Below are 24,439 nucleotides of genomic sequence, written 5' to 3'. Positions count from 1 at the left end.
GGACCGCCGCGGTTGGTCGGAGTGCCGGACCGCACTGCTTCTCGTGCAGCAGCGCGCGCGACGGGACGCACTCCCAGGGCGACGCCCGGTCTTGCGACGAAATGCGCGGGGTAGTTCACAATATTGGCAGTATACGGCCGCGTTGGCGCTTTCAGCGCTCGCGAAGACGAGCCCTGGCACCAAGAGCGCGTGCTCAGGAGAATCCGAGGCAGATTCTACCAGCCGGAATAGTAGCTCCGTCTCGCGTAGTAGCCGCCATAACCGCCATAGCTTCCGTAGGCGCTGTAGGCACTGGGCGGACAATAATCATAGCCGTATCCTCCGCCGTAAGAGGAGTATCCGCCGCCGTAGGACGGATATGCACCATAGTAGCCGGAGCTTGCGATCGCGCCACCGACGACGCCGCCCGCGACCACCGCGCCGGCGCCCCAGCCACGGTAGCCTCTATATCCATAACCTCTGTAGCCATATCCGGCGCCGCGATATCCCAAACCACGATAGCCCAATCCCGCTCCGCGGTAGCCTCCGCCCCATCCTCCGCGATAACCCCAGCCTCCGTAGCGCACGTTCACTACGTCGTTATCGAGCGCTGCTCTCATCACGCCGACGTTGGTGAGCAATGGCGCTGCTTCGCTTCCGGGTACAGAAATCATGGCGCTCGCGACAGTAAGAATTGCTGCAAATGCCCCTTTGATGAACCTCATAATGTCCTCCACTGGTTTAAATCTCGACTGACCGGCAAGAGAAGAATTCCGTCACGCCGGCGGCATGGCCGTGCACATGAAATGTTTGCCTTCGTTACCGGCTTGGCCTTGATTTGAATCAACGAGAGAGGCTGGAGACCGTGAGCGGCTCCGGCCGGTCACGGGTTCGCTTGCCCGAGGCGCGGCACCAGATGGATCGTCTTTAAGGTCGCAGAGCGCGGCCGGCTTGAAGAATCTGCGAATATCGCCAGCATTGATCGCAGAGAGACATGGCTTGATCTGCATCGTCGACAATACCATAGCGGAGAGACCTGATGATCACAGTTCCGGAACTGGTGTCGCAAGCTTTGGGCGCGTTTCTGACGACCGAAACCAAGGACCGGTTCGGTGCCTCCCATGCCGGTCTGACCGAACTGCTTCCGTTCGCGGCCAAGCTCACGATGGAGTGCATCGGCAATAGCGATGCCCTGTATCACAATATCGAGCATACGTTGCTCGTAACTCTGGCCGGGCACGATATCTTGACGGGACGTGCGCTGCTGCGGCCCACCACAGCAAACGACTATGCGAATTTCATCCTCGCGTGCCTTGCTCATGACATCGGATACGTGCGCGGTGTCGTTCAAGGCGATGAGGACGAGCTGTTCATAGCCGACGTGAAAGGCGGCACCGTTCGGCTGCCGCGAGGATCGTCCGATGCGGCATTGGCACCATACCACGTAGATCGGTCGAAGTTGTTTGTGCTGGAACGGCTGGATTCCATCGAGCAGCTGGATGCGGGCCGGGTTGCCCAGGCGATCGAATATACCCGATTTCCCTATACAATGTCCTCCAATGACAGCCTCATCGAAGAGGAGGGATTGCTGCTGCGCGCCGCCGATCTCATCGGTCAGCTCGGTGATCCCAACTATCTGAAGAAGTCGAACGCGCTGTTCTACGAGTTCGAAGAGATCGGACTCAACAAGACCCTGGGCTACGCGACGCCGGCAGATATCGTCTACAAATATCCGCAATTCTATTGGAGCAACGTCGCCCCTCAGATTCAGCCGGCGATACGCTATCTCAACGTGACGTCCCGCGGTCGGCAATGGATAGCGAGCTTGTACGGTAATGTGTTTCGGGCCGAGCGTGAGCTGAACCTGTCCGGACCTCAGCCCTAGAAGAGCGCGCGCTCGTTGATCTGGATCAAGCCAGCTGAGCGAGGAGACTGGCTAGTTCGCCTCAGCATGCGCGGCATGAGCTGAAGGCGCGTCCGTGAAAACACTCCGCCAGATATTCTCAGGAGACGAGATCATCCAGCTTCTGATCCGGCTGGGATTGCTGGGGCTGTTGCTCATCTGGGCCCTCCTCCTGGTCCGTCCATTCGTGCCCATATTGGCCTGGAGTGTCGTGCTCGCCGCTGCGCTGAACCCGGTATTTCGGCGCCTCTCCGACCTTCTGGGCGGTCGACCGAAGCTTGCAGCGACGATCCTTACTCTCGTCAATCTTGCTGTGGTGATCGGGCCCGCGACCTGGCTGGGCATGGGCGCTGTCGACGGGATCACCGATCTCGCCGCCCAGGTGACGGCTGGCGAACTGCATGTGCCTTCGCCGCCGCAGTCTCTCAAAGATTGGCCCATCGTCGGCGCTCAGCTCTTCGATCTCTGGGACCAAGCGACGACTAATCTCCGGTCGCTCTTGCGTGCAGTGGTCCCCTACCTGAAGCCATTCGCTGCGACCTTGCTCGGATTTGCCGGCAATGCCGGGGTGGGAACGGTCAAGTTTCTGCTGTCGGTGGCGGTGGCCGGGGTGCTGTTTCCGTATGGACCTCAGCTCGTGGCTGCGGGGCGCAGCTTTCTGTCGCGCGTCGTGCCGGACCAGAGCGAGCACTTTCTGGATCTAGCAGGTGCCACGATCCGCGCGGTGGCCCAGGGCGTGATTGGCGTCGCCATCATCCAGGCGTTGCTGGCGGGTATCGGCTTCAAGCTGGCCGGCATCGCCAGCGCGGGGCTGCTGGCTTTTGCGGTGTTGTTGCTGTCGATCGTGCAGATCGGCGGGGCCATCGTCATCCTGCCGGTCATCATCTGGATCTGGACCGACAAGGAATTTCCGATCGCCCTCCTGCTGACGGTGTTTTTCGTGATCGTATCGGTTCTCGACAACATCCTGAAACCGCTTGTCATGGGCCGCGGCCTGACCACGCCAGCGCTCGTCATCCTGATCGGGGTGATCGGAGGAACCCTCTTCCACGGGATCATCGGCCTCTTCATCGGACCTATCATTCTATCTGTGGTCTGGGAGCTGACGGTGGCCTGGATTCGTACCGAACGTGCTGTGCCGGCGAAACTGGCGATCGAGCGTTGACTGTCTGGCTCGCTTGGTGCCGTTGCTGTGACCGCCGGTGTTGATGCAGGGCTTTGACATGCTCCAACGAGTGCGACGTGAGTGCCATGGATACCATCCTTGTCATCAATGCCGGCTCTTCCCACCTCAGGTTCCGGATCTATTCGGTCGAAGGAGAAGGAATCTTACGACAGCAGATCAAGGGGCGGATCGACGGCATCGGGCGTTGCCCGCGACTGCAAGCGAGCAGTTCCGGCGGTGATCCGCTTGCCAATCGCGCCTATCCGATCGAAGCGGTGCTGGATATTTCGGCCGCACTGAACATTGCAGTCGCTTGGTTGCGGGATGAGCTTCATATCAGCCCCATTGCTGTCGGGCATCGCGTCGTTCACGGCGGGGCGGAGCATGACCGCCCGGTCCTGATTGATCAGGAGGTCCTGACTCGCCTGGATGGACTGACGGAATTGGCGCCGCTTCATCTGCCGCACAATCTGGCTCCAATACGTTTGATCCTGTCTGACTTCCCAACGCTCCCGCAGGTCGCCTGCTTCGAGACCGCATTTCATCGAACCCATGCTGAGGTGGCCGACCACTGCGCGATCCCGCGTTGGCTTCATGCCGAAGGCGTACGGCGCTATGGATTTCATGGCCTCTCCTACGAATATATCGCGAAGACCTTGCTGAAGGTTGCGCCAGAAATCGCGATGGGGAGGGTGATTGTCGCGCATCTCGGGCGTGGGGCATCAATGTGCGCGCTCCATGGAGGACGGAGCGTCGAGAGCACCATGGGGTTCACCGCGATAGACGGACTGCCGATGGAAGCGCGACCAGGGCAGATCGACGCCGGAGTCGTGCTTTATCTCATCTCGGAGAAGGGAATGGCAGCGTCCAGGGTGCAGGAGTTTCTCCTCGGAGATTACGGGTTGAACGGCCTCTCGGACCTCAGCGGCGATATGCGTCAGCTTGAGGCAAGTGAGGATGTCGACGCAAAATTTGCGATCGACTATTTCGTTCATTGGGTCGGCCTTAACGCCGGTATGCTCGCAGCTGCGTTGCAAGGGCTCGATGCCTTTGTCTTTACCGCCGAGATAGGCGAAAGCTCCGCGTCGATCCGTTCGCGCGTGGCGGAGCGGCTCGCATGGCTCGGTGTCAAGCTTGATATGGCGCAGAATGCGCGGCAATCGCAGCTGATATCGTCTTCCGCCAGCCGCATTCCAGTTTACGTCGTGCCGTCCGACGAGGATCTCATGATCGCGAGACACACGTTGGCGCTGCTGATGAACCGTAGCTCGACAGCTCCAAACGGGGCATCGTGATACGTTCTCCTTGATCCGGGTTGCGGTCAGGCGTTGAGGGGGGCGTGGTCGGCGCTTGCGGGATTATCGGACGGCTTCTTCGATGTCGGCACCAGGAGTGTGTAATGGCGGTCCAATTCCTGCTCGGTACCTTGATCAGCGTGATCAACATCATGATTCACGCGCTGGTGACCGTTGCGGCCATCGATATCGCTCGTACCGCCGGATTAAGGCACACGGCGCGGCCCCGGTCGCACCTGATGGCCGTGATGGTCACCACTGCTGTCATTTTGATGGTCGCCCACACTGTCGAGGTTCTCATGTGGGCGCTCGCCTATGCGGCAGTCGGCGCGGCGCCTCCAGGCAGCGATCTGCTATATTTCACGTTCGTGAACTACACCACGCTTGGCTATGGGGACATTACGCCCGTGGCGGGGTGGCGATTGACGGGACCCATGACAGCGATGAACGGAATCCTGATGTTCGGATGGTCGACTGCGGTCCTGTTTGAGGTTCTGCGCAAGACGGTCGAGCATCGCGCCGCGATTGCGGCACCTAAGTCTAGTTCTGGAGATCGAGGCTAGCGAGCTTCAGCCTGTCCAGCAGCACGATCTGGCGCTGGGTGTTTCCGATGAAGCCGAGGATACCGAGCTCATGCAACCGCGATAGTGCGCGGGAGACGGTTTCCAGCGTCAATCCGAGATAGTCGGCGATATCGCGCCGCGACATCGGCAGCGCCATGATGCCGGCGGCCGTCAGCCGCTTGTCCATCTCGATCAGGAAGGCTGCGACTCGCTCCAGCGACGTCTTGCGGCCAAGCAGCAGCATGTGGTCTTCCGCATGCTGAAGGTTCTTGGTGGTCATGCTCAGCAGGTTGCGGGCGACCATGGGGTCGCCCTGCGCAACCAGCTCGAGGCTTTGGCGCCTGACCAGACGAACCGTGGTGTCGACGATCGCTTCAGTCGTGAATCGGTGCAAGCCGCCGTTCTCGAGCCCGAAAATATCGCCGGCCAGGTGAAATGCGCCGATTTGGCGCCGGCCGTCGGACAGCAGCTTATAGCTTCGCACCGCGCCCCTCTTCACCTGATAGACGTATTCCGCAGGCTCCCTTTCGCCGTAGACTTCCGAGCCTTTCTTGTAGGTAAATTCGTTTAAACTAATGATCGGGTTTGAATCGGTGTTTAACCCTAGCTCGCGGAGCGAATGAAGCCGCGAGGCGGCGTCGGCAGCGGTGCGAACGAACATGGCCAACTCCCGAACTGATGGTGACGCGGTATTTCCATCGTCGGGAATGAGGAGCCGCCGAAAATCCGCTTCCCGCGAAGGTTGTTTAGGCCATAAGTGGGGTTTTCAACCATTGTCTGTAGGTGCATTGTACCAAGGTACAGGAAGGGTTCGATGCGCTTGATGAGAACCCGTCAGAGTGTCTGTCAGATGGTGCGGCAATATGCCGAAAACAGACGCTCCATTCGCGGTTGTGGCATTCCAATTGTGCTGCTTTGCTCAGGTACTAAGGCGCATCTGGTCTTTCTGCATTTGAAGTACCCAGCGAGGAAAAAACTTGCCCGGCTTCGTTTATGTCGTGGACGACGACGCATCCTTTCGGATGGCGATCCAGCGTCGGCTTAAACTGGCTGGGTATGAAGTTGTGACCTACGCGTCCGCCCAGCAGTTACTGGATGATCCGCCAGGGTCCGACGATCCGGGATGTATCTTGCTCGATGTGCAGCTTCCGGGCCTGAGCGGGCCGGAGTTGCAAGCCTCCCTCGTCCAATGCCATTCGCCGCTGCCCATCGTCTTTCTGACCGGACATGCGGATACCGCGACGACGGTCCGTGCGATCAAGGCCGGCGCGGAGGATTTTCTGACCAAGCCGGTGTCGTCGGAACAGTTGATCGATGCGATTGAGCGGGCAATGGCTCAACAGGAGGCGGCGCGGAGTCAACACAGCAAGCTCGATTCGCTACGTTCTCGCTTGAGGTCTCTATCGCGGCGCGAACGACAGGTGTTCGACCTGATCGTACGCGGCAAAATCAACAAGCAGATCGCCTATGAGCTTGGAACGACCGAACGCACGGTGAAGGCGCACCGCCACCAAGTGATGACAAAGATGCAGGTACTATCGTTTGCCGAACTGGTGTCCGCTGCAGAGCGGCTCGGCCTTCTGGATTCGGCAAAGATGTGATGCAGGCCGTTTTCGTGGCTTCGTCAGGTCGGTGATCAGACCTGTACGATGGGACAATATGAAATGTTATTGACATATTTCGGCCTGGACCGCCTACATACCGGCGTCGTTAGCCGTCGGATTAGCGCAGGAACCTTTGCCCCGTAGCGTCGTTGCGACGCGAGTGCCAGGTTTCCAATCAGAAAGACGGGTCCATTGTTTGCACGTAAGCCGATTTACGTCGTGGATGATGATTTATCAATGCGCCGAAGCTTGGAGCGGCTGCTTCGGAAGCACGGCTTTGATGCGGTTGCTTTTGATTCCGCGGGTGCGTTGCTTCGTCATGGGTGCATCGAAGAGGCGTGCTGCATCGTTCTGGATATCAATCTAAACGGCGAGTCGGGTATCTCACTCCGCCGCAGGCTCGCCAGCGAGGGTGCCACGGTCCCCGTCATCTACATTACCGGCAACGACTGCCGGACGAATCAGGTTGCCGCGATTGAGTCTGGGTGCGCCGCCTATCTGGCCAAGCCCTTCGCAGCAAGCGCACTCATCGACTCCATTGAACGCGCCTGCGCCGAGCATGGCTGAAGCCGCCGCTGCTCACTCCTCGATGTCCTGCTCTAGGGTCTGTGTGGGCGCGCCGTTGTGTACCGAAGCGAACTGCGCCAGCGGTAACGATGTCGCCAGAGACAAAAGGTTGGAATCGGTGAGTTCGAGCAGGAGGACCTTGCCTCCATCCATGTCTTTGACGAACTTGGGATCCGCTGCGTCGGCGGCAATGCAGGTATTGGTCAGGCACCAGGTGTAGGGCAATGACTGGGCGCTTACTCCATCGATCGTCAGCTTGGCGGGCCTCTGCAGATACATCCCGACGGGGACAAACACTTGGAGCCGGGCAGTGCGGTCGCCGTCACGCTCGATCAGGTCCAGGCGCACCGCCATCTGGCCCGTTGCAAACTTGCCGGTGATCGAGGTCCGGCACAGCATCGGCGCGCCGCCGGGCTTTACGCAAAGCTTCCGCCAGTCGCCATAGGTGATGTCCTTGGCTTCGCGCTGTCCGCGAGGCGCAATTTCGGCGGGCTTTGCCTCGCGCGCATGCTCCTGCGCTGCCGAGTTCTGGGCTGAAGCCGGTCCGACAACGGTCGCTGCTAACAAAAGGGATAGGTAAGCGCGCGCCTGCTTGAGCCATGGTGTCGAAGCTGGGTTGATCATGTCAGTGCCTCCAGCCGCGCGTCCTCCGCGCCTACTTCTGTTCGTCGAGGAATTTCTCGACGAGTGGTGCCCACGTCGCGATCGTGTCAGGCGAGCCGACGAAGAAATGTCCTTCGTTGCCGAAGGGCGGCATCAGATGATATTCGGCCCTGCCGCCGGCAGCGGTGAAGGCCTCGTGCATGCGCTTCGACAAGGCGGGACCGAAAAACGTGTCGTTCTCGATATAGAACCACAGCATTGGAACGCGCGAGGTTCGGCCGAAATCGGCAGTCGCTTCGACCAGCTTGTCCGGTGCGCAATTGTTGTTGGGTTTGCCATCGACGCGGCCCCCGCGTCCTGCTGCGAATGTGATGATTGCCTTGACCTGCGGCGGGTTTGCACTCGAGAGCGCAATGGAAGCCCAGCCGCCCGCGGACTGTCCAATGACGATCACGTCCTTCGGCAGAACGCGCTTCTCGGCCACCATGTAGTCGATGATCCAGAGATCGGCTTGCGCAACTGCACGGCCGGCGTCGTGGAAGTTCGGATTGGTGCAATTTCCGACCTTGGAGAAGAACGGTCCGTAGAGACCATGCTCGGGAATATCGATCGCGGCTGCCCCATAGCCGGTGCCGACTGGTGCAACCACGAGGTAGCCGCGCTTGGCAAACCATTTGGCGGCGCCACGGAACTCCACCAACGGGAAGAAGCTGCGATCGACGGGCTTGAGCGACACGCCGTGGTTCATGATCGCCAGCGGGAAGGGGCCGTCGCCGACGGGCCGCACTACATAGGCGAACATCGGCAGCGGTAGCGGCAGAGCCCAGACCTCCTCCTGGATGCGGACATTGTCGTCGGCACGTGCTGGAGCAATAATGCAGGCCAGGATACTCAATGCTGCCGCCAGGTAAGTCACTGTTGAAGCATGGCGGAGATTCACGCGCGCCTCCTTCAACCGGCGAAAGTGCTGGCCACGATGATCGGTCCAAGCACGGTCAGCACAACGTTTCCGACAGCATAGGGCACCGCGACGCCGAGCACCGGCGTCTGGCTTTCTGCAACTTCGCAGGCGCCGGTCACGGCGGCATCGACCGTCATGGCGCCGGCGAGCGCTCCACAAATGATGACCGGATTCATGCGAAGCACGCGATGCGCGAATAGGGTGGTCACAATCAGCGGTACCAGCGTGACGACCAGGCCCATGCCGACCAGCAGCATACCGTGGGACTGGATCGCGACCCAGGCTGCGTGGCCGTTGCCGAGTCCGATCGCCGCGATGAAGCCGCCTAGCCCGAGGTCGCTCAGCGTTTGCTGCGCGGCGGGCGGCATTGCACCCATGGTCGGTCGGCGCGAGCGCAGCCAGCCGCAGAAAAGTCCCGCTATCAAGGCACCGCCGCCGCCGCCCAGAGTCAGGGGCACTGAACCGATCTTGACGCTCGCGAGACCGGCGAGAAGACCTACGGCAATGCCTGCGGCAAGGAATGCAATGTCGGTACGGTCGTCGGAGCTCAGGATCTGTCCAACCTGCGAGGCGGCGCGCTCGATGTTGCGGGTGCTGCCGACCAGCGTCATGACGTCACCGACATAGACGCGGGTATCGGCGCTCAGGGGGACCTCGCGTCCCATCCGCGTCAAGGTGCGCAGGAACACGCCGCGCGCAGCGTCGCCAACGCGTTCAGCCACCTCCTTGACTGAGCGGCCATGGAGCTTGCGATTGTCGACGAGGACCTCGACCACGTTGCCGGGAAGCGCCTTCAGGATCTCGTCAGCGTCGATCTCGGTGCCAACAATCGGCTTTGCAGTGACGATGGCGGCGGTGCGGCCTGCGATAACGATGTCGTCGTTCGCTTCAAGAACAGTGTCGCGATGCGGTTCGACGTCAGCGCCCTGGCGCACGATCCGCTCGATCACGCTGCGGCTGCCGATCTGGTCTTCGACGGCACCGACGGTCCGTCCCGCCGCTGCCGACACCCGATACGCGCGGGCCTGGAATTTTCGATAATGCAGATTTTCAGTTTGTGGCGGGTTGCCGCCCGAAAGCTCCGCCTCGAGCTTTGCAGCTTCCGCTTTCAAATCGATCCGCATCAATTTCGGCGCGACAAACGGCACGTACAGGAGCGTGAGGATATAGCCGAGCACGTAGGTGACGGCGTAACCGGCGGCGATATTGGCGTCCTGTTGCTGAAGCACCTCTTTGGCCAGTCCGAGCTGGGATAGTGCGCCAGATGCGGTGCCGATGACCGACGATTGTGTCAGGGCTCCCGCAGCAAGACCGGAAGCGGTGCCGGGACCGAGCGCGAACACATGGGCAAATATGAGAACGATGACGAGGCCGGTACCACCAAGCACGAGCGCGAGCGCGACCTGAGCCAGGGTCCGGATGCTCAGCGAGGCAAAGAACTCGGGTCCGGACCGGTAGCCGATCGTGAACACGAACAGGCTGAAGAGAATAATCCTGAGCAGGGAAGGAAACGTGAAGGTGCCAAGCTGCCCGATCAGGACGGCAACGATGAGCGTGCACGCGGTGGTGCCTATCGAGAAGCCGCGGATTCTGACGCGACCAAGAATGGTGCCGAGCGCGACGGACAGCAGCAGGAAAATTTCCGGCGCGGCGGATATGATCCATCTGACCGTGCTCATGGGCGGGCCCTCCAGCCATTTGCGCCAATCTGGTTGGTGATAGCCGCCGATGCTTGATCCAGATCAACCTCGCGGTCGGTCAGACGCTCCCTGTTGAGTTGCAGGATTTCAAAACCCGACGTTGGGGCATGAGTACGATGGATACCACCGCCGCTTCGTCGATACGCCGCGACGAAACGGTGCCTGTCGCGCTGTTGCTGGCCTTCACCGGCGGCTACCTCGACGCCTATACGTGGATCGTCCACGGCGTCATGGCCAACGCCCAGACGGCCAATCTCGTCCTGCTGTGGGTCCATGGCTCCGTCGGCAACTGGGCGAAAGCGCTCCACTTCGTCCCACCAATCCTTGCGTTCGCGGTCGGTATCGTCGTCGCGTCATGGTTGCGCCGCGCGGCGGGAGAGCGCGCCATTGCCATCAGCATTCTGCTGGAAATCCTCCTGCTGGTCGTTATCGCCGTCCTGCACAATCGCCTGCCGGATCTCGCGGGTACACTTGGTATTTCGTTCGTCGCCGCCGTACAGAGCGCTGTCTTCACGAGAGTTGAGGGCGTGCCCTACAGCTCCGTCATGATCACGGGCAACATGCGGCAGGCAATTGAAGGGGTATTTGCTGTAGCTTCTGGCGATGGGGCGCTGCGGCCCTCGGGCGTTTTCGCGGTCTTGTGCATCACGTTCGGCCTCGGTGCCGCGCTTGGCGCCTTCGCGACCAAGCAGATCCCGAACCTGGCGCTCGGCGTTCCCGTGATCGCGCTCCTGGTCGTGCTGTTGCGTTGCGAAAGTCCAGGCGACGAGGCCAGCCCATGACCTCATCTGACCGCAGATCGCGCTGGACCTTCCTGTTTCCGCCCGCAATCTGGCTGGCGCAGTATCACAGTGCCTGGCTGCGTTCGGACGCAATCGCCGGAATCACCCTCGCGGCTTACGCCATCCCCGTGTCGCTGGCCTACGCGACTCTGGCGGGCCTGCCGCCTCAGATCGGCATCTACGGCTACATGCTCGGCGGCCTCGGCTATGCGCTGCTCGGGTCGTCTCGCCAGCTTGCGGTCGGTCCGACCTCCGCGATCTCGTTGATGATTGCGGCGACGGTCGGGACGCTGTCCGCCGGAGATGCGGCGAAATACGCCGAGATCGCAAGCCTGGCCGCATGCGCGGTGGCGTTGCTCTGTCTGATCGCGTGGTTGTTCAAGCTCAGCGTTCTCGTCCGCCTGGTGAGCGACAGTATCCTGGTCGGCTTCAAGGCCGGCGCGGGACTTACCATCATGATGAGCCAGTTGCCGAGCCTGTTCGGTGTCGCCGGAGGCGGTCACAATTTCTTCGATCGCGCCATCAAGCTCGCCGGCCAGCTCGGCGGCATCAATTGGCTGGTTCTGGCGATCGGAGCCATCGCGCTCTCGTTCCTGCTGGTGGGAGAGCGGCGGCTGCCGGGAAGGCCGGTCGGGCTCACGATCATGGCGCTGTCGATTGTCTTGGCAACACTGCTTGGCCTTCCGTCGCTTGGCGTACCAGTCACCGGGCAAATCCCAGAGGGATTGCCGGCTATCGGGTTGCCGAGTTTTGGTTTGTTGGAGCCCGACGAGCTCTTCCCGCTGGCTGCGGGATGCGTACTGCTGGCCTATATCGAAGGCGTCTCCGCCGCCCGCAGCTTTGCTGCCAAGCACGGCTATGCCCTCGATGTCCGGCAGGAGTTCTTGGGGCTTGGCGCGGCGAACCTCGTCACCGCCTTCGGCCACGGCTACCCCGTGGCCGGCGGGCTGTCGCAATCTGCGGTCAACGACAATGCCGGGGCGCGCACGCCGCTGGCCCTGGTGATCTGCTCGGCGACGCTTGCGCTGTGCCTGCTGTTCTTCACGGGTCTGTTGACAAACTTGCCCAAGGCAGTGCTGGCGACGATCGTCCTCGCCGCCGTCTACAGGCTGGTGGACATCCGCGCGCTGTTGCGGATGTGGCAAGTCAGCCGCATCGACTTTTATGCCGCGGCGATTGCCCTTCTGTCAGTGTTGCTCCTGGGCATCCTGCAGGGCGTTTTGCTGGCGGCCGTCGCGTCGATCTTCCTGCTCCTGGCGCGGGCCTCGCGTCCGAATGTTGCTTTCCTCGGCCGGCTCCCCGGTACCGGCCGTTACTCCGATAATGCGAGGCATGAGGGCGTCGAGCCATTGGTCGGCATCATCGCGTTTCGACCCGAAGCCTCGTTGCTCTACATCAATGCTGAAACGATCCTGGAAACAGTGTTAGGCACCTTGCCGCTGTCGGTCGGCGCCAAACTGGTTGTCTGCGATCTATCGGCATCCCCCTACATCGATCTGGCCGGCGCGCGCATGTTGCACGATCTCTATGACGAACTCGCCTCCCGGAATATCACGTTACGAATCGTCGGCGCGCACGCACAATTGCGCGATTTGCTGCGGGCTGAAGGCCTGGCGGAAAAGACCGACAGCGGAGCGTGGCTTCGTTCGGTTGACAGCGTACTCGGGGAGAGCACGACCGGGCAATCATCTGATCCCAATCCAAAAGATACACCCGACTTATGGGCGGGCCGGCTCTGATGCGATCTCACCATCGTCCTCAATCGATCACGCGGTAGCGCCTTGGACGATGTCCGCATCGCAAATTGTTCCGGGCCTCTTCAAGGTGCTCGACCCTTGACTTGGATCAATGGACCGAGGTGGGCGGGCATCACGATCCCGGACGAGACGTCGCAAAGATCCGGAGAGAGACATGTCCAAGGACGCCAAGGCTGCAGAAAAGCGCATCGATCAGTTCATTTCCGGGCCCGGCGGACGGGCGGATGATTGGCGCGATCTGGTCGAGGCAGCGAAGGCATGGTCGCGCGGCGGCGACCGCACGAAGTACGATGCGGCGCTGGCTGATCTTTCCGTCATAGAGGAGTTTCTCGGCTATCCCGGCCTGCAATTGATGGCGGCCTTGCGGGAAGCGGCAACGGCCGGGGATGCGGCGGAGTCACTTGGCCTTACGACGCGCATCACGCAGGCCTTGATGACACGATCCTTCCGCCAGCACGCCGGCGACTGGGATCCCAAGGACGACGGCGCCGATGCCTCGCCCGAGCTGGTGCCCTCGACCTTCGGATCGCATGGGGGCCATCGGCCCTATTTCGAAACACTGATTGTCACCGGCGTCTCTTCCAGCCACTGGCCGGCGCTCGCCGCCGAATGGCGCAAGCTGCGCCGCACGGTTGACTCCTTCGTATATGAGCCGGTGATCGTCGGCAGCCTCGAGGATGCCTTCTGCGCAACGATGCTCAATCCCGACATCGCGGCCGTCGTCATCAACGAAGGGTTCGGGCTGCGTTCGCGTCACGACGCGCCGATCCTGCGGACCATGACAGCCGGCGCGGGCCTCAATGACGAGGCCGACGCGTCCGCGCTCCGGCTTGCGCACATCATCAAGCGGGTACGTCCGGAGCTTGACATCTATCTGATGTCCAACCGCGACGTCGAGAAAATGGCTGGAGACCCCGAGGCCAACGTGGTTCGGCGGATATTCTATTCCATCGAAGAGCTTCTCGAGCTCCATCTCTCCATCCTCGAAGGTATCCAGGATCGCTTCGACACGCCGTTTTTCGACAATCTCAAGAAATATGCACAACGTCCGATCGGAACGTTCCATGCGCTGCCGATCGCGCGCGGCAAGTCTGTGTTCAGGTCGGACTGGATCCGCGATATGGGTGAATTCTACGGCTTGAACCTGTTCCTGGCCGAGAGCAGCGCGACGACCGGTGGCCTCGACAGCTTGTTGGAGCCGACCGGTACCATCAAGAAAGCGCAGGACAAGGCGGCGCGGGCGCTCGGCGCGGATCGTGTGTTCTTCGTGACCAACGGCACCTCGACCTCGAACAAGATGGCAGTGCAGGCGCTGCTCGGGCCGGGCGACATCGCGATCGTGGATCGCAACTGTCACAAGTCGCACCACTACGGCATGGTGCTGGCCGGCGCCCAGCCGATCTATGTCGAAGCGTTCCCGATGACCGAGTATTCGATGTACGGCGCGGTGCCGCTGAAGACCATCAAACAAGCGCTGCTGAATGCGAGAGCCGATGGCCGGCTGGACCGAGTCAAGATGCTCGACCTGACCAACTGCACCTTCGACGGCCACATCTACAACACCCGCCGGGTGATGGAGGAATGTCTCGCGATCAAGCCGGATTTGATCTTCCTGTGGGACGAAGCCTGGTTCGGCTTTGCGCGTTTCTCGCCGTTCCTGCGGCGACGGACCGCGATGGGCGCCGCCAACGAGATCGAGACCTGGATGCATGATCCGAAATCGGTCGCGGCTTACGACAAGCAGCAGGCCGAGCTCGGCAAGACCCCCTCGGACGAGTTGCTGCTCAAGACTCGTCTGATCCCGGATCCGCGTCAGATACGATTGCGCGTCTACCAGACCAACTCGACCCACAAGTCAATGTCGGCGATCCGGCAGGGGTCGATGCTGTCGGTCAAGGATGTCGAATTCCACACCGTCGAGCAGCAGTTCAAGGAAGCGGTGTTCACGCACGCGTCGACCAGCCCGAACCAGCAGCTCATCGCCAGCCTCGATGTCTCACGGCGCCAGATGGAGCTCGAAGGCTACGGTCTGGTGGCCAATGCGATCGAAATTGCGTTCGCGATCCGCAAGGCGGTCAACGGCAATCCGCTGATCTCGAAATACTTCCGGATTCTCGGCGCGGACGCGATGGTGCCGGCGCAATATCGCCAGAGCGGCTTCACCGACTATCTCGCAACAGGCATGAACTGGGCGAACGTCCTGAAGAGCCTGGACGATGACGAGTTCTGCCTCGATCCGACCCGCATGACCTTGGTGTGCGGCACCGCGGGCTACGACGGCACGCAGTTCAAGGGCATCCTCGCCAATGACTACAATATCCAGATCAACAAGACATCGCGCAACTCGGTGTTGTTCCAATCGAACATCAACAACACCCGCAGCGACGTCGCCCATCTGGTGAGGGTGCTGGCCGAGATCGCGGGCGAGGTCGACCGTGGCCTGGTTCAGGGCGGCGCCAACGCGAAGAAGACCTTCGACGCGCGGGTCAAGAGCCTGATGACCGATGTGCCCGACCTGCCGAATTTCTCGCACTTCCACGACAGTTTCCGTGGCGATGCCGGCACCAAGACCAACGAGGGCGACATCCGTAGCGGCTTCTACTCGGCCTATGACGCAGCGGGGTGCGAATATATCCGGCTCGGCGATTCCGAGATCGACCGCCGCCTCAAGGCCGGGCCGGACCTCGTCTCCGCGAGTTTCGTGATCCCGTATCCGCCGGGCTTTCCGATCATGGTGCCGGGACAGGTGATCACGCAGGAGACCATCGACTTCATGCGAAAGCTCGATGTGAAGGAAATCCACGGCTACGACGCCAAGGAAGGGCTGAAGCTCGTACGCGCCGAAGCCCTGGCGAAGATCGGCCGGCCCAAGCCCGGTGCGACGCCGAAGCTGAAGGCTGCATCGTAATAAAAGGGGACGGACATGCAGAGCTTTTTCACGTTCTTGCAGCAGAACCCGTTTCTGTTGCTGTTCTTCGTCGTTGGCGTCGCCGTCTGGATCGGCCGGGCCAGCATCAAGGGTTACGGCCTAGGCATGGTTGCCGGCGCCATCGTGGTGGGCGCCGGCCTATCTGTGTGGGCGTCGGTCTATGGCGTGAAGCTCGAGTTGAACAACTTCGCCAAGAGCCTCTTCTATTACCTGTTCATGTATGGGGTTGGCCTTCGTGTCGGGCCCTCTTTCATCAACAGCCTGAAAGGCGACGGCCTCAAGTTCTGCATCCTTGCGCTCGTGTCCAGTGTTGTCGGACTTGCGCTGGTCGTGATTTGCGCCAAGCTGTTTGCGCTGCCAATTGGTGCTGCCGGCGGCATGCTGGCGGGATCTCAGACCATGTCTGCCGCGATCGGTTCGGCCGAGCAGGCTATCACCTCGGGTGTGGTGAAGCTCCCTGAAGGCATGAAGCCCGAGGATGCGTCGGGCATGATCGCACTGTCTTACGGCATCACGTATATCTGGGGCACCGTCGGCATCATCCTGATCTGCAAATACCTGCCGCGCTGGTGGGGCGTCGACGCCAAGGCCGCAGCCAAGCAGTACGAGCAGGAGTTTGGCGTCAAGGACCTCGAGGGTGGCGGCCTGACCGGTTACCGGCAGTTCGGCCTCCGTGCCTACCGGCTCGATAATCCAGCCCAGGTTGGCATGAGCATTGCCAAATTCCGCACGATGAATCCCGAATACCGCATCGTCAATGTGGCGCGCCGAGGAGAACCGCTGGGTGCCGACCCCGAACTCGTTCTGGAAAAGGGCGACGTCGTCGCGCTCGGCGGCTCGACTGAGCATCTCACCGACAAGATGGGCCTGATCGGGCCGGAAGTTGCCGACGCCAAGGCGCTCGGCATTCCCATGGATCAGGCGGACATCCTCGTCACAAACAAGGCGATGGCGGGACGGACCTTTGAATCCTTCCGCGAGACGGCCATTGCCGGTCAGTTGCAGGTCACCAAGGTCGAACGTGGCGGCGTGCAGATTCCGGCCGGTCTCAAGACCGAGTTGCAGCGGATGGACATCGTCTCGGTGGTCGGCATCAAGTCGGCCGTCAACGAGCTCGGCGAGATGTGGGGCCGCATTGCACGGACCAACACCTCGACCGATCTGTTGACGCTCGCCGCAGGCATGATCATCGGCTTCCTGATCGGGATGATCGAATTCCCGGCCTTTGGTGCCAAGATCGGCCTCGGCAACGCCGGCGGTCTGTTGCTGTCGGGCGTGATCGTCTCATCGCTGGTCTCACGGCTGCGCTTCTTCGGCAATACGCCGAACGCGGCACGCAATGTGCTTGAGGATCTCGGTCTCGTGGTCTTCGTCGCCATCGTCGGCATCAATGCCGGCGCGGGACTATTGGCGCAGCTGACCGGGGCCGTGGCACTGAAGATCTTCGTTGCCGGCTTCATTGCCTGCACGATTCCGCCGTTCATCGTCTGGGCGATCGGCTTCCACGTCTTCAAGATCAACCCGGCCGTGCTGATGGGCGGCGTTGCCGGTGCGCGGTCGCACTCCGGCCCTTGCCGCGAGGCCGCGGTGGAAATCCAGAGCTCCGTGCCCTGGATTGGGTTCCCGGTCGGCTACGCCGTATCGGGCATTCTGCTCACCGTGTTCGGCTACTTCGCAATGATCCTGGCTCAATAGCTCGGCGTCAAAACCAGAGGAAAGAAAAGTCATGAGAAAAGTCGCTATCTATGCCGCCCTGGTCGCCTCGCTGGCAAGCGTCGCCGGATTCAGCACGCCATCCCGGGCAGAGACCGGCCAAGTTGCCGTTGTCTTCACCAAGGGCGGATTCATCGTTGGCGTCGGTGGGGGCGAGGGCGTTCTGCTGTATCGGGGCCACAAATATCCCTTCACCGTCTCGGGTATGAGCGTCGGCTTCACGATCGGCGCCTCGACCACCAAGCTGGTCGGTCGCGCCCTCAACCTGAGGGGACCGGAGTCGATCGAAGGCTCCTACGCTGTCGGCGGTGCGGGCGGTGCTATCGCTGCTGGCGCAGGTGCCGTTCAGCTACAAAACGGCAACGGCGTGATTCTGCAGCTTAGCGGGCCGAAGGTCGGTGCGGAGCTGTCAGCCGCTGTGGGGGGCGTGACGATAGCTTTGAAGCGGTAGAGCGGCAGTCGCGCCGCTTCGGCGGTCGCGGCGCTCTAGCTGAATGGCGGCTGCTTTTCTCATGCACGTAGGTCGGGGAAGCGCCCGCAAATCAGCGCCAGGTCGGGTGCCAACCGCGTTTCGCGAGGCATCGTCGAAGCGGATCACGGCACCCATATCGAGGGAGGACATGCCATGCTTCGTTATCTACTAGCTTTTGTTGCGGCCGTCGTTCTTCTCACGGCCACGCTCATTCCCGATGATGCCTATGCCCGCCGCGGAGGTGGCGGTGGTGGCTATCGCGGAGGTGGAGGGGGCATGCGCGCCGGAGGCTTCCATGGCGGCGGGGTTCATGCCGGACGCATCCATGGCGGAGGCGGACGCCACTACGCAGGAGGTCCGCGGCCCAGCCATCCGATTGCTGGTCGTCCTGGCCGTCCAGGTTACCCCGTTGCGGGCCGTCCCGGCCGTCCCGTCGCCGGTTATCCCGGAGGCTATCCGCGATATGGCTATCGAGGCGCGGCTTACGGTGCTGCTGCCGTCGGTGCGGCCGCCGCGGGCGCTTACGGATACTACAATAACAACTACAACAATGGTTGCTATCAGGACACGTACGGAAATTGGGTCTGCCCCAACCAGTATCCATACTGAGAATGCGCCGCTGGCGGGCTCTAATACACCGTCAGCATTGGCCCCGGACTCAACGATCGGACCGCACCGGCAGTGCGGCCCGACCACTTTGTCAATAGCGTTCGGCGACGAAGTTCATTCCGCGCAGGCCGGCCTGGTCATTGTAGCGTCCTTTGTCGGAACGCTTCGGCAGCCTCACCTTGTCCTTCTTGATCCGCTTGTGCGGGATAGCCTCCAGGATGTGCGCGATACAGTTCAGCCGCGCCCGCCGCTTGTCGTCGGAGCGAATGATGTACCAAGGCGCCTCCTTCGTGCTCGTCTTCTTGAGCATCAGGTCGCGCGCGCGCGAATAATCATACCAGCGCTTGAAGGATTCGAGGTCCATCGGGCTCAGCTTCCATTGCCGCACCGGATCGTCGATGCGGGCGTTGAAGCGGCGCTCCTGCTCGTCCATCCCGACCTCGAGCCAGATCTTGATCAGGATGATGCCGCCATCGATGGCGTACTTTTCCATTTGCGGGCAGAGCGACAGGAAACGGTCGTGCTCGGCGGGCGAGCAGAACCCCATGACATATTCGACGCCGGCGCGGTTGTACCAGCTCCGGTCGAAGATCACGATCTCGCCGCCGGCCGGAAACTGCTTCATGTAGCGCTGGAAGAAAAGCTGCGTCTTTTCGCGATCCGATGGTGCCGGCAGCGCCACTACCCGGAATACACGCGGGCTGACCTTTTCGGTGATCGCCTTGATCGTGCCGCCCTTGCCGGCCGCATCGCGGCCTTCGAACAGGACGATGACTCGGAGCTTGTTTTCCTTTACATAATCCTGGAGGTGGCAAAGCTCGATCTGGAGCTTTTCGAGCTCCTTCTCGTAGTCTTTGCGCTTCATCCGCTCTGAGGCTTCAGCCTTTGCCATGCTTCGCGTTCCATTGCCTCGAGTTGGCCAAACCGTGATCAGTCGCCCCAGGAGATGGTGACCCCGATGTCGCCGGGCACGCCGTCCGGGAAGTCGATGACCTGATAGCCGATGCGATAGCCGCGCGGCTTGAGGTATTCGGTCCAGAGCTCGAAGATCTCCTTTGGAATTCCAGTCAGCGTTGTCTCCCAGCCCGCCTCCATCTGGTTGATCGCGCGGCCCTTGTCGGTGCACAGCGTGTTTGGGAAGCGATAGACCTGCACTTCGGTCAGGCCGTTGCGAACCGCGCGCTGGATGATGGTCGAGGCGAGCTTGATCTTCTCCTCCTCGGTCTTGCCGGACGGTTTGCTCAGCCGATCGATTAGAGCGCGTTTCTCGGCTTCGGCCGCGGCGGCAAGGCGAACATATTCCTCAGCCTTTCTGGCCTCCTCGAGCGCGGCTTCCTTGCGGATTTGCAGTGCGTTGGGAATGAGCTCATCGATGCCGGGCATGATTGTGCGTTCCTGGCTTGCTGTGGGATCGGAGTCAGGGCTAGGCTACGTTTCGCGCCGTTCGGACCCTTGATTCATATCAAGCAATTTTCTCACCTGCGCGGCCAGGGTAACTAATCGGCGCGCAGACCGCCCTGATCCCTTCTGTGGAGGCGACCATTGAGCGAGCAACTTCATCCGATGGCCCCGCATCATCTGCCGTTCTATCTCGCGCCGGGAAGTGGCACGGACGTGCTGATGGTGGTGATGGGGATCTTCCTGATCGGCACAGTACTCTGGGTTGGCACGCTCTATTGGAAGCTGCACAGCCTGCCGGAACGAATGGCCCACAAGTCGCAGAAGCTTCAGTTCGAGATCGTGGCCGTGCTCGGCATCATCTCGCTCTTTACGCACATGCACATTTTCTGGGTGGCCGGCCTTCTGCTCGCGATGATCGACTTGCCGGATTTCGGCACGCCGCTGCGGAGTATCGCAGGCTCGGTCGAGAGGATCGCCGACGCCGCGCCCGGCGAGGGTCGCGAGCCAGAAATCTCCAGCTTGCCGCCGGTTGAAAAGCCGATCGTCAAGGGAAAGGAACACAGCCATGTTTGAGCTCATGTTCTGCTCCCTCCTGACCATCCTGCCGGACTACCTCTACCGCCGCTATGCCCAGGGCAAACGTTTCGGCAAGGAGATCACTTTCTTTTCCATCTGGTATGAATTGCGATGGGGCATCACCGGCTGCCTGATGCTGACGATTTCGCTGATCACGATGATCTTCTACTTTCACCCGTCAACGACCTCGGCCGCGCTCTATTTTCGGACGGTCCCCATCCTTCCTGAAGGCTCCGGCCGCGTCGCGGAAGTCAATGTCGGCTACAGCGAGGCAGTGAAGAAAGGCGATGTGCTGTTCAGGTTGGACAGTTCGAAGCAGAAGGCCGCCTTGGAGACGGCCACGCGCAAGATCGCCGAGGTCGACGCCGCGATGACAAGCGCCGAAAACGACGTGGTCAAGGCCGAAGCGCAGATCCAGGAAGCCAAGGCCAGCCTTCAGCAGGCCAAGGACGAGCTGGACGTCAAGACGGAGCTGCAGCGCCGCAATCCCGGTATCGTCCCGCAACGCGATATCGAGAAACTACAGGTCGTGGTCAACCAGCGGCAGGCTGGTGTGGACTCGGCCACCGCGTCCAAGACGTCGGCGATGTTGCGGCTTTCAACGCTGTTGCCGGCTGAAAAAGCGAGCGGCCAGGCGGCGTTGGCTGAAGCGCAGGTCGATCTCGACAAGACCTTCGTTCGCGCCGGCGTCGACGGGCGGGTCGAACAGTTCTTCGTTCGACCTGGCGATCTCGTCGCCCAGATCATGCGACCAGCCGGCGTGTTGATACCGGCGGATGCCGGCAGGGGTAGGCTGCAGGCCGGGTTTGGACAGATTGAAGCGGGGGTGATGAAGGTAGGGATGGTCGCGGAAGCGACCTGCATCTCCAAGCCGTGGGTGATCATTCCGCTCGTTGTCACCGATGTGCAGGATTACATCGCCGCCGGCCAGGTCCAGGCTGGCCAGGAATTGATTGAACTTCAGAATGCACGGAAGCCGGGTTCGATACTCGCCTTCCTGGAGCCGCTCTACAAGGGCGGACTTGAAGGCTTGACGCCGGGCAGCAGCTGCATCGTCAATGCCTATACCAGCAATCACGAGGAGATCACTGCGAAGGAGACGGGCACTGCTCGGGCCGTCGCTCTGCATGTCGTCGATGGCGTCGGCCTCGTGCACGCCATGCTCTTGCGAATTCAGGCGCTGCTGCTGCCTATCAAGACGCTGGTGCTGAGCGGGCACTGACCGGCTTCGCTTTGGTTTGAATCGCACTTCGGTTCAGCGATGCGCCTCAGTTGAGCCGGTCTGGCGTCATGAGCCAGTCCGACCAACCAGCGCATATTCACTATGAGCGCCACATGGTCCCCGCAAAAATGCCGATCTGGCTTCGTTCCTTCATTGTCGCCAGCGCTGTCGTGCTCGTGGTTGGAGCTGGCCTGTTCGGCTACCGGTGGTATTCTCGCCCCACGACGCTGACCATCGCGGTCGGATCGCTGGACGGTGAGGCCGCTCGTCTGGTCTCGGCACTGGCGAGCCGGCTTGCCGTGGTGAACGCCCCGGTCCGGCTTAAGTTGGTGGAAACCACCAACGCGGTTGATGCTGCCGAGCAGTTTGCGGCGGAAAAGGTCGAGCTCGCTGTCGTCCGTGGCGACGTCGGCGACCTATCGCAGGCGCAGGCCATCGTGGTTCTCGCCCATGCCGTTGTCCTGCTAGTTGCGCCGCCGGGCTCCTCCATTACCGAAATCGCTGGTCTGAAGCGCACCAGCGTCGGCGTGATCGGCGGCGAGATGAATCGCAAGGTCGTCGACGTCCTCAGCGACGAATACGGCCTTGGACGCGCCAACGTGACATTCCGTAATCTCCAACCGGCAGACGCGCGGCGGGCACTCGATGCCAAGGAGGTACGGGCGATTCTGATCGTCGTTCCCCTTGCGGAAAAGTATCTCGCCCTCTTGCGCGGCCTCTTTCTGCAGACGCCGAAGACCGCGCCGGTCCTCCTTCCCGTCGAGGCGGCTGGTGCCATCGCGGAAAAGCAGCGCGCCTATGAAAGCTTCGACGTCCCAAAGGGGACGTTGCGTGGCTCGCCTCCCGTCCCGAGCGAGGATCTCACCACGCTGCGGGTTTCGTTCTATGTGGTCGCGCAAAAGCAGCTCAGCGCAGAGGTGGCGGGTAGCCTGGCCGACGCGCTGATGAAGGCGCGCAGGGACCTGCTCGGCGAATTGCCGATCCTCTCGCAAATGACCACGCCGAGCACGGATTCGGACGCCTTCCTCCCGGTCCATCCTGGCGCCGCAGCATTCTACAACGGAACGCAGCAGAGCTTTCTGGACGAATGGGGAAACGCGATCTTCCTCGCGCCCATGATTTTCGGCGGCCTCATCTCCGTATTGGCGGCGGCCTGGAAATTCCTTCAGGTACGTGATCCCTCGAAGGACGAGCGGGGGCTGGACCTGCTGTATGCGTTGGGGGTGCGGATACGCGGGACCGAGGCAGCGGCCGAACTGTCGGATATCGAGGCCGAAATCGACCGGGTTCTCCAGGCTCAGCGCGCCAAAGCGGCGGCAGGAGACGAGAGTGCGCTCGATGTCACCACATTGAATGTCGCTGCGCATCGTCTTCAGAGCCTGATTCACGACCGTCGGATCCTGCTGTCCGCGAACGGACATGAGCAAGCGCTCGGTCAGCCAGTTGACCGCACCTGACGGTGGTCACTCCAGACCAAGTCGAATCACGGCCGAACCCAAGCTTAGCTACCTTGATCTTGATCAAACCCTCCGGCCGCCAACCCCGTTTCCTTCAGCAATCGCGTCATGCGAAGGGTGCGGGACATTCGGGGGATAGCGGACGGGCAATGAAGCGTCGTGAGTTCATGGCCTTGGTCGGGGCTGCAGCCGCTTGTCCGGTTTTCGCGCATGCTCAGGACGGGGCACCGCGGCCGATGCCGTCGGTCGGCGTGCTGACTGGTAATTTGGTGGGCGATGGCGGCGCTCAGATGCGCGTCAATGCCTTTCAGCAGGGTCTCGCCGATCTCGGCTGGATCGCCAATCAGAACTACCGACTCGATGTGCGCTGGCCGGGCTCCAATCCGACATGGCAGGAACGTGAAGCTCGCGAACTTGTTGCCACCGGACCCGACGTGCTGTTTGCGACCAGCACGGCGACGACACGGGCGCTGCGGGCTGCAACGCAGGTCATTCCGATCATTTTTGTCGGGCTCTCGGATCCGGTCGGGACAGGCCTCGTCGTCGATCTGGCAAGGCCGACCAGCAATCTTACCGGCTTCTCGCTTTACGAGCATGCTATGAGCGGGAAATGGCTGAGCCTGTTGAAGGACATGGTGCCCGGCATGAGCAGTGCGATGCTTCTGTACAATCCCGAGACCGCGCCATATGCGCCCCTTTATCTTCAGGCCGCACACCAGGTGGAAAGTCGCCTGCGCATGACGGTTACCGGCGCCTCCGTCCGCAGCGGCGCCGAGATCGCGGGGGTCATCGAGACGGCGGCGCGGAATGGCAGCGGGCTCGTCGTGCTGCCGGATGGCGGGTTCTTCAGTACTCAGAGCGCAATGGCAATCCCGTTGCTGGCCCAGCGCCGCGTCCCGGCGATCTTCGCCGTCCGCTTCTATGCTGTGAATGGCGGGCTGATGTCTTATGGCGCCGACCTGACGCAACAGTTTCGCGACGGCGCTGGCTATGTCGCTCGCATCCTTCGCGGCGCCGAGGTCCGCAGTCTTCCGGTGCAATTCGCCACAAGGTTCGATCTCGTTATCAACGTGAGAGCCGCCCACGCGCTTGGGCTGGCGGTCCCGGAACGATTGCTGATGGAGGCTGAGCTGATCGACTAGCTTGCTCGGGCGTCCCGGGAGATGAGGCAGCGTTTCGTT

At 61.4% G+C, this 24,439-nt stretch carries 24 protein-coding genes; 16 read left to right on the top strand and 8 right to left on the bottom strand.

Annotated elements, in window-relative coordinates; genetic code table 11:
- Positions 1-215 precede the first annotated feature (215 nt).
- Positions 216-653, bottom strand: coding sequence for a hypothetical protein (locus AC0L27_RS31145; RefSeq protein ID WP_354204440.1), 438 nt, complete (start codon positions 651-653; stop codon positions 216-218).
- Between the two features lie 365 nt (positions 654-1,018).
- On the opposite strand from AC0L27_RS31145, the gene AC0L27_RS31140 reads away from it, so the two are divergent.
- The 4 genes from AC0L27_RS31140 (at position 1,019) to AC0L27_RS31125 (ending at position 4,905) form a co-directional block, all read left to right on the top strand.
- Positions 1,019-1,864 carry an HD domain-containing protein gene (locus tag AC0L27_RS31140; protein WP_354204438.1) on the top strand — a complete coding sequence of 282 codons (846 nt, stop codon included), beginning with the start codon at positions 1,019-1,021 and terminating at the stop codon, positions 1,862-1,864.
- 94 nt (positions 1,865-1,958) lie between these two features.
- The gene (locus AC0L27_RS31135; RefSeq protein WP_354204436.1) at positions 1,959-3,047 is read left to right on the top strand and encodes an AI-2E family transporter; all 1,089 of its coding nucleotides are present in this window, start codon (positions 1,959-1,961) and stop codon (positions 3,045-3,047) included.
- An 86-nt stretch (positions 3,048-3,133) separates the two neighbouring features.
- On the top strand, positions 3,134-4,342 hold the full coding sequence (locus tag AC0L27_RS31130) for an acetate/propionate family kinase (protein ID WP_473321502.1): 1,209 nt from the start codon (positions 3,134-3,136) through the stop codon (positions 4,340-4,342).
- Positions 4,343-4,446: 104 nt separating this feature from the next.
- Complete coding sequence (locus AC0L27_RS31125; protein WP_354204432.1) at positions 4,447-4,905, top strand: potassium channel family protein; 459 nt, start codon at positions 4,447-4,449, stop codon at positions 4,903-4,905.
- On the opposite strand, the gene AC0L27_RS31120 is transcribed toward AC0L27_RS31125, so the two are convergent.
- A complete protein-coding gene (locus AC0L27_RS31120) occupies positions 4,883-5,566 on the bottom strand; it encodes a helix-turn-helix domain-containing protein (RefSeq protein WP_354204430.1) in 684 nt (227 codons plus the stop codon). The two genes, AC0L27_RS31125 and AC0L27_RS31120, sit on opposite strands and share 23 nt — an antisense overlap.
- Positions 5,567-5,882: 316 nt before the next feature.
- Here AC0L27_RS31120 and AC0L27_RS31115 point away from each other — a divergent pair, with 316 nt between their 5' ends.
- Positions 5,883-6,506: a response regulator transcription factor gene (locus tag AC0L27_RS31115; protein WP_354204428.1), complete on the top strand. Its 624-nt coding sequence runs from the start codon at positions 5,883-5,885 to the stop codon at positions 6,504-6,506.
- 195 nt (positions 6,507-6,701) lie between these two features.
- Complete coding sequence (locus AC0L27_RS31110; protein WP_354204426.1) at positions 6,702-7,076, top strand: response regulator; 375 nt, start codon at positions 6,702-6,704, stop codon at positions 7,074-7,076.
- Between the two features lie 12 nt (positions 7,077-7,088).
- Here the strand turns inward: AC0L27_RS31110 and AC0L27_RS31105 are convergent, their stop codons facing one another.
- From AC0L27_RS31105 to AC0L27_RS31095, 3 genes are read right to left on the bottom strand one after another with little or no spacing between them, the layout of a single operon-like run.
- Positions 7,089-7,700 (bottom strand): invasion associated locus B family protein, encoded by a 612-nt coding sequence (locus AC0L27_RS31105; RefSeq protein ID WP_354204424.1) that lies wholly within the window; start codon positions 7,698-7,700, stop codon positions 7,089-7,091.
- Between the two features lie 31 nt (positions 7,701-7,731).
- Positions 7,732-8,619 carry an alpha/beta hydrolase family protein gene (locus tag AC0L27_RS31100; RefSeq protein ID WP_275167504.1) on the bottom strand — a complete coding sequence of 296 codons (888 nt, stop codon included), beginning with the start codon at positions 8,617-8,619 and terminating at the stop codon, positions 7,732-7,734.
- Between the two features lie 11 nt (positions 8,620-8,630).
- A complete protein-coding gene (locus AC0L27_RS31095; protein ID WP_473321497.1) occupies positions 8,631-10,319 on the bottom strand; it encodes an aspartate-alanine antiporter-like transporter in 1,689 nt (562 codons plus the stop codon).
- A 128-nt stretch (positions 10,320-10,447) separates the two neighbouring features.
- On the opposite strand from AC0L27_RS31095, the gene AC0L27_RS31090 reads away from it, so the two are divergent.
- The 5 genes from AC0L27_RS31090 (at position 10,448) to AC0L27_RS31070 (ending at position 17,972) form a co-directional block, all read left to right on the top strand.
- On the top strand, positions 10,448-11,122 hold the full coding sequence (locus AC0L27_RS31090) for a YoaK family protein (RefSeq protein WP_354204587.1): 675 nt from the start codon (positions 10,448-10,450) through the stop codon (positions 11,120-11,122).
- Positions 11,119-12,861 (top strand): SulP family inorganic anion transporter, encoded by a 1,743-nt coding sequence (locus AC0L27_RS31085; RefSeq protein ID WP_354204419.1) that lies wholly within the window; start codon positions 11,119-11,121, stop codon positions 12,859-12,861. Before AC0L27_RS31090 ends, AC0L27_RS31085 begins: the two co-directional genes overlap by 4 nt.
- Before the next feature lie 172 nt (positions 12,862-13,033).
- Positions 13,034-15,787, top strand: coding sequence for a decarboxylase (locus AC0L27_RS31080; protein WP_354204417.1), 2,754 nt, complete (start codon positions 13,034-13,036; stop codon positions 15,785-15,787).
- A gap of 15 nt (positions 15,788-15,802) precedes the next feature.
- Complete coding sequence (locus tag AC0L27_RS31075) at positions 15,803-17,503, top strand: aspartate:alanine exchanger family transporter (protein ID WP_275167500.1); 1,701 nt, start codon at positions 15,803-15,805, stop codon at positions 17,501-17,503.
- A gap of 31 nt (positions 17,504-17,534) precedes the next feature.
- Positions 17,535-17,972, top strand: a complete 438-nt coding sequence (locus AC0L27_RS31070) for a hypothetical protein (RefSeq protein WP_354204415.1) — start codon at positions 17,535-17,537, stop codon at positions 17,970-17,972.
- A 189-nt stretch (positions 17,973-18,161) separates the two neighbouring features.
- Here AC0L27_RS31070 and AC0L27_RS31065 read toward each other — a convergent pair whose 3' ends face one another.
- The gene (locus AC0L27_RS31065; protein ID WP_354055757.1) at positions 18,162-18,305 is read right to left on the bottom strand and encodes a hypothetical protein; all 144 of its coding nucleotides are present in this window, start codon (positions 18,303-18,305) and stop codon (positions 18,162-18,164) included.
- Here AC0L27_RS31065 and AC0L27_RS31060 point away from each other — a divergent pair.
- Positions 18,270-18,602, top strand: coding sequence for a hypothetical protein (locus AC0L27_RS31060; RefSeq protein WP_473321533.1), 333 nt, complete (start codon positions 18,270-18,272; stop codon positions 18,600-18,602). The two genes, AC0L27_RS31065 and AC0L27_RS31060, sit on opposite strands and share 36 nt — an antisense overlap.
- A gap of 91 nt (positions 18,603-18,693) precedes the next feature.
- Here AC0L27_RS31060 and ppk2 read toward each other — a convergent pair whose 3' ends face one another.
- Positions 18,694-19,494: a polyphosphate kinase 2 gene (gene ppk2, locus AC0L27_RS31055; protein ID WP_354204411.1), complete on the bottom strand. Its 801-nt coding sequence runs from the start codon at positions 19,492-19,494 to the stop codon at positions 18,694-18,696.
- A 38-nt stretch (positions 19,495-19,532) separates the two neighbouring features.
- Positions 19,533-19,985, bottom strand: coding sequence for a hypothetical protein (locus tag AC0L27_RS31050; RefSeq protein WP_354204409.1), 453 nt, complete (start codon positions 19,983-19,985; stop codon positions 19,533-19,535).
- A 180-nt stretch (positions 19,986-20,165) separates the two neighbouring features.
- Between AC0L27_RS31050 and AC0L27_RS31045 the strand changes: the two genes are divergently transcribed.
- From AC0L27_RS31045 to AC0L27_RS31030, 4 genes are all read left to right on the top strand, one after another.
- Positions 20,166-20,576: a hypothetical protein gene (locus tag AC0L27_RS31045; protein WP_354254223.1), complete on the top strand. Its 411-nt coding sequence runs from the start codon at positions 20,166-20,168 to the stop codon at positions 20,574-20,576.
- Entirely contained in the window at positions 20,569-21,801 is a 1,233-nt protein-coding gene (locus AC0L27_RS31040) for an HlyD family secretion protein (RefSeq protein WP_275167495.1), read from the top strand. The genes AC0L27_RS31045 and AC0L27_RS31040 overlap by 8 nt, the downstream gene beginning before the upstream one ends.
- Positions 21,802-21,914: 113 nt before the next feature.
- The gene (locus AC0L27_RS31035) at positions 21,915-23,258 is read left to right on the top strand and encodes a TAXI family TRAP transporter solute-binding subunit (RefSeq protein WP_354204583.1); all 1,344 of its coding nucleotides are present in this window, start codon (positions 21,915-21,917) and stop codon (positions 23,256-23,258) included.
- 149 nt (positions 23,259-23,407) lie between these two features.
- Positions 23,408-24,400: an ABC transporter substrate-binding protein gene (locus AC0L27_RS31030; protein WP_354204407.1), complete on the top strand. Its 993-nt coding sequence runs from the start codon at positions 23,408-23,410 to the stop codon at positions 24,398-24,400.
- Positions 24,401-24,439 lie beyond the last annotated feature (39 nt).

The organism is Bradyrhizobium sp. Ken51 (assembly GCF_055807435.1).
This window is presented reverse-complemented; position numbering and strand designations above follow the sequence as displayed.

Bases quoted from the DNA above. Each gene is read 5' to 3' on its own strand.
- AC0L27_RS31130 (WP_473321502.1), top strand. From the start codon at position 3,134: ATGGATACCATCCTTGTCATCAATGCCGGCTCTTCCCACCTCAGGTTC.
- AC0L27_RS31035 (WP_354204583.1), top strand. From the start codon at position 21,915: ATGGTCCCCGCAAAAATGCCGATCTGGCTTCGTTCCTTCATTGTCGCC.
- AC0L27_RS31140 (WP_354204438.1), top strand. From the start codon at position 1,019: ATGATCACAGTTCCGGAACTGGTGTCGCAAGCTTTGGGCGCGTTTCTG.
- AC0L27_RS31145 (WP_354204440.1), bottom strand. From the start codon at position 653: ATGATTTCTGTACCCGGAAGCGAAGCAGCGCCATTGCTCACCAACGTC.
- AC0L27_RS31070 (WP_354204415.1), top strand. From the start codon at position 17,535: ATGAGAAAAGTCGCTATCTATGCCGCCCTGGTCGCCTCGCTGGCAAGC.
- AC0L27_RS31080 (WP_354204417.1), top strand. From the start codon at position 13,034: ATGTCCAAGGACGCCAAGGCTGCAGAAAAGCGCATCGATCAGTTCATT.
- AC0L27_RS31075 (WP_275167500.1), top strand. From the start codon at position 15,803: ATGCAGAGCTTTTTCACGTTCTTGCAGCAGAACCCGTTTCTGTTGCTG.
- AC0L27_RS31105 (WP_354204424.1), bottom strand. From the start codon at position 7,700: ATGATCAACCCAGCTTCGACACCATGGCTCAAGCAGGCGCGCGCTTAC.
- AC0L27_RS31125 (WP_354204432.1), top strand. From the start codon at position 4,447: ATGGCGGTCCAATTCCTGCTCGGTACCTTGATCAGCGTGATCAACATC.
- AC0L27_RS31120 (WP_354204430.1), bottom strand. From the start codon at position 5,566: ATGTTCGTTCGCACCGCTGCCGACGCCGCCTCGCGGCTTCATTCGCTC.
- ppk2 (WP_354204411.1), bottom strand. From the start codon at position 19,494: ATGGCAAAGGCTGAAGCCTCAGAGCGGATGAAGCGCAAAGACTACGAG.
- AC0L27_RS31090 (WP_354204587.1), top strand. From the start codon at position 10,448: ATGAGTACGATGGATACCACCGCCGCTTCGTCGATACGCCGCGACGAA.
- AC0L27_RS31050 (WP_354204409.1), bottom strand. From the start codon at position 19,985: ATGCCCGGCATCGATGAGCTCATTCCCAACGCACTGCAAATCCGCAAG.
- AC0L27_RS31085 (WP_354204419.1), top strand. From the start codon at position 11,119: ATGACCTCATCTGACCGCAGATCGCGCTGGACCTTCCTGTTTCCGCCC.
- AC0L27_RS31065 (WP_354055757.1), bottom strand. From the start codon at position 18,305: ATGAACCCCGCCGCCATGGAAGCCTCCGGCGCGCATGCCCCCTCCACC.
- AC0L27_RS31045 (WP_354254223.1), top strand. From the start codon at position 20,166: ATGGCCCCGCATCATCTGCCGTTCTATCTCGCGCCGGGAAGTGGCACG.
- AC0L27_RS31030 (WP_354204407.1), top strand. From the start codon at position 23,408: ATGAAGCGTCGTGAGTTCATGGCCTTGGTCGGGGCTGCAGCCGCTTGT.
- AC0L27_RS31095 (WP_473321497.1), bottom strand. From the start codon at position 10,319: ATGAGCACGGTCAGATGGATCATATCCGCCGCGCCGGAAATTTTCCTG.
- AC0L27_RS31060 (WP_473321533.1), top strand. From the start codon at position 18,270: ATGCGCGCCGGAGGCTTCCATGGCGGCGGGGTTCATGCCGGACGCATC.
- AC0L27_RS31040 (WP_275167495.1), top strand. From the start codon at position 20,569: ATGTTTGAGCTCATGTTCTGCTCCCTCCTGACCATCCTGCCGGACTAC.